The organism is Methylobacterium sp. W2 (assembly GCF_020662345.1).
Taxonomy (GTDB): domain Bacteria; phylum Pseudomonadota; class Alphaproteobacteria; order Rhizobiales; family Beijerinckiaceae; genus Methylobacterium.
This window is the reverse complement of record NZ_VMOA01000005.1, coordinates 155,857-162,864: the sequence shown is the minus strand read 5'-3', so window position 1 is coordinate 162,864 and position 7,008 is coordinate 155,857. Positions and strand designations below refer to the sequence as shown.

General features: G+C 66.2%; 7 protein-coding genes and 1 pseudogene. 4 read left to right on the top strand and 4 right to left on the bottom strand.

Annotation, left to right across the window (positions count from 1 at the left end):
* From FPV16_RS04615 to galE, 3 genes and pseudogenes are all read right to left on the bottom strand, one after another.
* Positions 1 to 342: pseudogene (locus FPV16_RS04615) on the bottom strand (hypothetical protein); the annotation flags it as partial.
* Between the two features lie 332 nt (positions 343 to 674).
* The gene (locus FPV16_RS04610) at positions 675 to 1,901 is read right to left on the bottom strand and encodes a lytic murein transglycosylase (RefSeq protein ID WP_413629178.1); all 1,227 of its coding nucleotides are present in this window, start codon (positions 1,899 to 1,901) and stop codon (positions 675 to 677) included.
* Positions 1,898 to 2,890 carry a UDP-glucose 4-epimerase GalE gene (gene galE / locus FPV16_RS04605; protein ID WP_227436456.1) on the bottom strand — a complete coding sequence of 331 codons (993 nt, stop codon included), beginning with the start codon at positions 2,888 to 2,890 and terminating at the stop codon, positions 1,898 to 1,900. Before galE ends, FPV16_RS04610 begins: the two co-directional genes overlap by 4 nt.
* 188 nt (positions 2,891 to 3,078) lie before the next feature.
* Between galE and galU the strand changes: the two genes are divergently transcribed.
* The gene (galU, locus tag FPV16_RS04600) at positions 3,079 to 3,945 is read left to right on the top strand and encodes a UTP--glucose-1-phosphate uridylyltransferase GalU (RefSeq protein WP_227436454.1); all 867 of its coding nucleotides are present in this window, start codon (positions 3,079 to 3,081) and stop codon (positions 3,943 to 3,945) included.
* A gap of 305 nt (positions 3,946 to 4,250) precedes the next feature.
* On the opposite strand, the gene FPV16_RS04595 is transcribed toward galU, so the two are convergent.
* Entirely contained in the window at positions 4,251 to 5,159 is a 909-nt protein-coding gene (locus FPV16_RS04595; protein WP_227436453.1) for an N-formylglutamate amidohydrolase, read from the bottom strand.
* Between the two features lie 208 nt (positions 5,160 to 5,367).
* Between FPV16_RS04595 and cpdR the strand changes: the two genes are divergently transcribed.
* The 3 genes from cpdR to FPV16_RS04580 all read left to right on the top strand — a co-directional run bounded on the left by cpdR (position 5,368) and on the right by FPV16_RS04580 (position 6,987).
* Positions 5,368 to 5,724, top strand: coding sequence for a cell cycle two-component system response regulator CpdR (gene cpdR, locus FPV16_RS04590; RefSeq protein ID WP_003603128.1), 357 nt, complete (start codon positions 5,368 to 5,370; stop codon positions 5,722 to 5,724).
* A 118-nt stretch (positions 5,725 to 5,842) separates the two neighbouring features.
* Positions 5,843 to 6,115 carry a glutaredoxin 3 gene (grxC, locus tag FPV16_RS04585; RefSeq protein WP_227436451.1) on the top strand — a complete coding sequence of 91 codons (273 nt, stop codon included), beginning with the start codon at positions 5,843 to 5,845 and terminating at the stop codon, positions 6,113 to 6,115.
* Complete coding sequence (locus FPV16_RS04580) at positions 6,112 to 6,987, top strand: carbon-nitrogen hydrolase family protein (RefSeq protein ID WP_319802218.1); 876 nt, start codon at positions 6,112 to 6,114, stop codon at positions 6,985 to 6,987. Before grxC ends, FPV16_RS04580 begins: the two co-directional genes overlap by 4 nt.
* Positions 6,988 to 7,008: the final 21 nt, after the last annotated feature.

Here is a 7,008-nt window from a genome sequence, read left to right as displayed (position 1 = left end):
GGCCGACGGGACGGGGGGCGGGGTCGGCTGGACCTGTTGCGGGCGATCCTCCCAGGGCCAGTAGAACTGGCGCGGCGCTTCCTGGGGGGGAGGGGCGTAGCGGCGGTTCGCCTGCCTGCCGCCGTAATCCCCCTCTTCGCGAGGCCGGCGACGCGGCGCGTAATAAGAATCGCCGCGAGAGGTATCGTAGGAATCCCCCCACTGCGCCACGGCGGACGGGCCTGATGTGAAGAGCAGAGGTGTCGCGAACAGAGCGAGGAGACAGGCGCGGAGAAGAGCGTCCCTCACCCGTCCCGCGATGCTCACCCCGTTCGGTGCCTTCTTTACGGTGCTGGATGCCACGCTGCGACCTGCCTGCTGATCGTCTGACGACGAGACGCCGCCATCCTAGCCGACGATCCGCCCCGCGTCTAAGAGGTCGCTTGATCGAACCGGTCAGCGGATGATCGGGCTGGATCGGGTCTCCCCGTCCAATCACCTCATCCTGAAGGGCTCTTCGCCTCGATAAAGGGCCCCGAAGGAGGCTTCCGGCGGCCAATGCGATCCCTGGAGGGCTCCTTCGAGGCCGCTGCGCGGCGCATCAGGATGATGTAAAGTGTTGGATTGTCGAAGCAAAGTCGACGCTCGCGTCCTTCCCAGGGTGACAAGCTTCGGATTGCTCCGCCTGGGCGTCTTCAGTGACGCGCCGTGATGTGCTCCAGAAGGGCAGGCGTGGCGTAGCCGTCGGCCACGAGACCTTCCTTGATCTGATACTGGCGGACCGCCTCCCGCAGCTTCGGCCCGGCCCGGCCGTCGGAATCGCCGGCATAGAGGTCGCGGGCGGCGAGGCCCTTCTGCAGCGCTTGCAAGCCAGCTTTGTCGAGGCGAGCCGCACCCGTTGGCCAGGGCGCCGCCAAGGCCGGCCCGCCGGCGAGCCGGTCGGCCAAGTGCCCGACCGCGACGGCGTAGGAATCGGAGGTGTTGTAGGCTCGGATCACCTCGAAATTGTCGGTGATCAGGAAGACCGGCCCGCCCGAACCGCCGGGCAGGAACAGGCTCGCCGCGCCCGATGCCGGCAGGGCTCCGCCATCGATCCTGCGAACACCGCGTTTCGTGAAGTCCGACAGGTCCGCCCGGTATCGCGTCAGATCGAACCCGCCGGGAAGCGTCACGGCATAGCCCCATGACAGGTCGCGGTTCCAGCCGAGCGCTTGGAGATAGCCGGCGATGGAGGCCAGGGCATCGGCCTCGGACCGCCAGATGTCGCGGTGGCCATCCCCGTCGAAATCGACCGCATGTTTGAGGAAGGTCGAGGGCAGGAACTGGGTCTGGCCCATGGCGCCCGCCCAGGAGCCCTTCATCGCCTCGGGTGCGATGTCGCCGCGTTGAAGGATGGTCAGGGCGTCGAGGAGTTCGTTGCGAAACAGCGTGCCGCGAAAGCGCGCCTGCGCCAGGGTCGCCAGGGCGCGGATGGTCGGGACGGTCCCGCCGCTCGCCCCGAAATCCGACTCGACCCCCCAGAAGGCGAGGATGATCCAGCGGGGCACGCCCGTGCGCGCCTCGATCGCCGACAGGGTGTTCGAGAGATGAGCCGCCTGGGATCGCCCTTTGGCGATCCGCCCAGTCGACACCGCGCCGACGAGATACTCCCAGACGGGACGGCCGAACTCACCTTGAGCGGTGGTCCTGGCGAGAATGCTGGAATCGGGCGAGGACACCCCGCGAAACGCCGCTTCGAAGGTCGCCGTGCTGACCCCACGTGCCTGCGCATCGGGCCGCAAGGCATCGATGAAGCTGCGGAACGATGCGCTGGCCGCCATGTCCGGCTTTGCGGCCGCGGGGACGCGGACGGTATCCTGTGCCCTGGCCTCGTTCGCCAGCAGGACGCAGACGGTGATGGCGGCGCGAAGGAGAAGTTTCATAGACGGTTGCGCCGGGCCAGCGACTCTTCCCAGGCGAGGGCCTGGGCCACGATCCCGTCGAGGTCGTCATGGCGCGGGCGCCATCCCAATTCGTCGCGGATCCGGTCGGCCTTCGCCACGATCTGCGCCGGGTCGCCGGGCCGGCGCGGCGCCAGCCTCACCTCAAAGTCGCGGCCCGAGATCCGCTTGACCACCTCAATGACTTCGAGGACCGAATAGCCGCGTCCGTAGCCGCAATTGAGCGTCTTGCTCTCGCCGCCCGAGCGCAGATGCGCGATCGCCACGCAATGGGCCTCAGCGAGGTCGGACACCTGGATGTAGTCGCGCAGGCACGAGCCGTCGGGGGTGGGATAATCCGTGCCGAACACATCGAGATGAGTGCGCCGGCCGAGTGCGGCCTGCGTGGCGACCTTGATGAGGTGGGTGGCGTCGCTTGCGGATTGGCCGCTGCGCCCGCGCGGATCGGCCCCGGCGACGTTGAAGTAGCGCAGGATGACGTAGCTGAAGCCATGGGCCTTGGCGGCGTCGGCGATCATCCATTCGCTCATCAGTTTCGAGCGGCCGTAGGGGTTGATCGGCGCGGCGACGAGGTCTTCGGGAACCGGGACGATGTCGGGCTCGCCGTAGATGGCGGCGGTGGAGGAGAAGATGACATGCTTCACCCCTCCGGCTACGGCGGCCTCGATGAGCGCCCTGGTCTTGACCGTGTTCGAGAGATAGTAGCCGAGCGGGTCCGCCACCGATTCCGGCACCACGATCTTGGCGGCGAAATGCGCCAGCACGTCGACCCCGTGCTCGGCGATGACCCGCTTCACCAGGGTCTGATCCGCCACGTCGCCCACGACCAGGGTGACCTCGGGCGGAAGCACCCAGTCGAAACCGGTGGACAGATCATCGATGACGACGACGTCCTCGTGGCCGGCATCCAGCAGCGCCAACACCATGTGGCTGCCAATATATCCTGCGCCGCCCGTCACCAGAATCGCCATGGCCCCACTTCCATTCCCGCCGACTTCGCGGAAGATATACCTCAAACCCTCCGTGTGATCATGCGGCGCGTTAGGCTGAGTTGGGCGTGGAAATGGTTTTGTTCTTGCTCGCGAGATCGCGACAACGTGCTATCGTCCTCCGCCTCCGGGTTGTTCCCACCGCATTTTAAGAGACCGGGTCCCGCTTGATGAAACCGATTCGTAAAGCCGTCCTGCCTGTCGCAGGGTTGGGTACCCGCTTCCTGCCCGCCACCAAGGCCGTCCCGAAGGAAATGCTCACCGTGGTCGACCGGCCGGTCGTCCAGCATGTGGTGGACGAGGCGCGCGAGGCCGGGATCGAACATTTCATCTTCGTGACCGGGCGCGGCAAGGCCGTGATCGAGGATCATTTCGACATCGCCTTCGAACTCGACCGGATGCTGCAAGAGCGCGGCAAGGAAGCGATCTACGAGGAGCTGAAGCGTGATCTCCCGGCCGCCGGACAGACGAGCTTCACCCGCCAGCAGGCCCCCCTCGGCCTCGGCCATGCGGTGTGGTGTGCCCGGGAGATCGTCGGCAACGAGCCGTTCGCGGTGCTGCTGCCCGACATGCTGAGCAAGGGCTGCATGCACCAGATGCTCTCGGCCTACGAGCGCCATGGCGGCAACGTCATCGCCGTGGAAGAGGTGAAGCCGGAAGAGACGCACCAGTACGGCATCGTCGGCGTCGGTGAGACCTACGGGCAGACCTTCGAGATCAACGGCATGATCGAGAAGCCCAAACAGGGTACCGCCCCGTCGAACTTCATCATTTCCGGCCGCTACATCCTCCAGCCGGAGATCTTCTCGATCCTGGAGCATGGCGAGAAAGGTGCCGGCGGCGAGATCCAGCTCACCGACGCCATGATCAAACTCGCCGAGAAGCAGTCCTTCTTCGGCATGCGCTACGAGGGCCGGACCTACGATACCGGTTCGAAGCTCGGCTTCCTCACCGCGAACATTGCCTACGCGCTCGAGCGCGAGGATCTGGCCGAGCCGCTCAAGGCCGAAATCGCCCGTCTCCTCCGCGAATTGTGAGCCGAAACGACCGAGACCTGCAAGCTGCGCCGTATGGTGCATCAGACGCGGGCGGGGCATGCGCGACGTGCAGCCTTTCGGCGGCGAAACACCCTTGCGTTTTGTGCGGCGCACTTTACTTTGTGCATTGCGAGATCGCGATGGCGTCGCGGTCCCGTAGCCCTTCTTGGGCGTTTCCTCCCTAGACTTCGGGCCGCTCTTCGGAGCGGCCTTTTTTCTTGGGCGATCCATTCTTCGGTGGGATCGGCTTCGACGCAGCGATTCAGGCGCGCTCGAACCCTGGACGTGCGTGGTCTGGAACGGGCCTACTCGGCTGCCATCCTGCGCGGCGTGAGAGTGTCCATCTCCTCGGCGACCGCCTTGACCACCTCGCGCAGCATCCAGACCAGGTCGGCGAAGCCTCCCGTGACCGCAAGGGTGGTCTCGTTCATGTAGAGACCGCGATTGATCTCGATCTGAAGCGCGTGACGGCCGATATTCGGCTCGCCGTAATGTTCGGTGATGAAGCCGCCCGCATAAGGCTTGTTGCGCAGGGTCCGGAAGCCGCGCGCGCGCAGATGGTGCTCGAACGCCGCGGTCAGGGCCGGCGTGCAGCTCGTTCCGAACCTGTCGCCCAAGACGAAATCGGCCTTGGAATCCTCCTCGCGCAACAGGCTCGATGACGGCATCGAGTGGCAATCGATCAGGATAGCGTAGCCGAAGACGCGGGCCGTGCGCTGGACGAGGCCGCGCAGGGTGCGATGATACGGCTTGTAGAGTTCCTCGATCCGCGCGACCGCCTCTTCGACGGGAAGCCGCCCGCGGTAGATCTCCTGACCGTCGGCGACCACCCTCGGCACCGTGCCGAGGCCGCCGGCCACCCGCATGGACCGCGTGTTGGCGAAGGGCGGAAGGCGCCCGTCGAACATGCGCGGGTCGAGTTCGTAGGGCTCGCGGTTCACGTCGAGATAGGCCCGCGGGAAGTTCGCGCGCATCAGCGGCGCGCCGAGATCGACCACGGGCGCGAACAGCCGGTCGACATAGGCGTCTTCCGAGCGCCGGAGCGCCAACGGGTCGAGGCGCGACGCCGCCAGGAAGGCTTTCGGGTAGACCGCACCGGAATGAGGCGTATTGAACACGAACGGAAGCGTGTGCTCCCTCGGCTCGTCGATGGCGAAGGGCGGCGCGAAATCTCCTGGATTCGCGGCATCCCGGCGAGGGCTCGGCTCGGTCATCGCGGCGTGGGCGCCCAGGGGCTGACGGGGAAACGCATGGCCGCACTTTGCGGCGTGCGACGGGGCGTGTCCACTGTGACACGCCCCGTCATGAAGAGGCCGGTGTGCCCCCGTGCACGCGGCCCGGCCGCCGATCTCAACACCTTGTTTACCAAGTCTGCGCTTTATGAAATGAACTCAGCGACTCACGGGTGCGGGACACCGACAGATGAAGATCCTCCTGGCCGAAGACGACAACGACATGCGCCGCTTTCTGGCCAAGGCGTTGCAGAATGCCGGCTATGACGTGCTGTCGTTCGACAACGGCCTGTCGGCCTATAACCGCCTGCGCGAGGAGCCCTTCGAACTGCTCCTCACCGACATCGTGATGCCGGAGATGGACGGGATCGAACTGGCCCGCCGCGCTACCGAACTCGATCCGGACATCAAGGTGATGTTCATCACGGGTTTTGCGGCGGTGGCCCTCAACCCCGATTCGAAGGCCCCGAAAGACGCGAAGGTGCTCTCGAAGCCCTTCCACCTGCGCGATCTCGTCAACGAGGTCGAGAAGCTGCTGGCCGCCTGAGACGGGAACTGCTCCACGGCCCGATGACGGCGCTGTAACAGTAAGCTGTCTTGCTGGTAGGAAGGTGACGGTCGGTCCCCTATATGCCGAGGGGAGCGAAGCGGGACGTCAGCAAACCATGCCTCCGGTGACCATCTACACGACAGCCTGGTGCCCTTACTGCACCGCCGCCAAGACCTTGCTGCGGGAGAAGGGCGTTTCCTTCACCGAGATCGACGTCGAGAAGATCGCGGGCTCGCGCCTCGCCATGACCCAGCGTGCCGGTGGGCGGACCAGCGTGCCACAGATCTTCATCGGCGAGACGCATGTGGGCGGCTGCGACGACCTCTATGCCCTCGACCGGTCGGGCAAGCTGGATCCGCTCCTGTCGGCGCCGGCGGTGCCATCGTGAGCGACTCTTCGCCGACGCCACAGGCGAATGCCGAGCCTCACTTCGTCGCGGCCTGCGTCCAGATGCGGTCGGGGCGTGATCCCCTCGCTAACCGCGATGCCGCCGTCGCCCTGGTGCGGGAGGCGGCGTCCCAGGGGGCACACTACGTACAGACCCCGGAGATGACCTCCCTGGTGGAGCGGGACAAAGCCAGCCTGTTCGCCAATGTGCGCGAGCAGGACGAGGATGTGACCCTCGCTGCCCTGCGCGAGGTGGCCCGCGAGTGCGGCATCGTCGTCCATATCGGCTCGCTGGCCGTGCGGAACGGCGACAAGATCGCGAACCGGGCTTTCCTCATCGATGCGGAAGGCGCGATCACCGCGTCTTACGACAAGCTCCACCTCTACGACGTGGATCTTCCCAACGGCGAGCGCTGGCGCGAATCCAACACCTATACCGGCGGTGCCTGCGCGGTCGTCGCCGAGACGCCCTGGGCGCCGCTCGGCATCGCGATCTGCTACGACCTGCGTTTCCCGGCCCTGTACCGGGCTCTCGCGGAAGCCGGGGCGACGATCCTCAGCGCGCCGGCCTGTTTCACCAAGCAGACAGGCGAGGCGCATTGGCATGTCCTCCACCGCGCCCGCGCCATCGAGACCGGATCGTTCATGATCTCGGCCGCGCAAGGCGGTCGCCATGAGGATGGACGCGAGACCTACGGTCACTCGATCATCGTCGATCCCTGGGGCAAGGTGCTGGCGGATGCCGGCGGGGCCGAGCCCGGCGTGATCCTGGCCGAGATCGACCTCGCCCGCGTCACGGAGGCACGGGGGCGGATTCCCGCCCTCAAACACGCGCGCCCCTTCACGGTGGAACGGGTCGGGCGGACGGGATGAGCATGAGACCGGTCCGGTCCC

Bases quoted from the DNA above. Each gene is read 5' to 3' on its own strand.
- FPV16_RS04610 (WP_413629178.1), bottom strand. From the start codon at position 1,901: ATGAAACTTCTCCTTCGCGCCGCCATCACCGTCTGCGTCCTGCTGGCG.
- galE (WP_227436456.1), bottom strand. From the start codon at position 2,890: ATGGCGATTCTGGTGACGGGCGGCGCAGGATATATTGGCAGCCACATG.
- galU (WP_227436454.1), top strand. From the start codon at position 3,079: ATGAAACCGATTCGTAAAGCCGTCCTGCCTGTCGCAGGGTTGGGTACC.
- FPV16_RS04595 (WP_227436453.1), bottom strand. From the start codon at position 5,159: ATGACCGAGCCGAGCCCTCGCCGGGATGCCGCGAATCCAGGAGATTTC.
- cpdR (WP_003603128.1), top strand. From the start codon at position 5,368: ATGAAGATCCTCCTGGCCGAAGACGACAACGACATGCGCCGCTTTCTG.
- grxC (WP_227436451.1), top strand. From the start codon at position 5,843: ATGCCTCCGGTGACCATCTACACGACAGCCTGGTGCCCTTACTGCACC.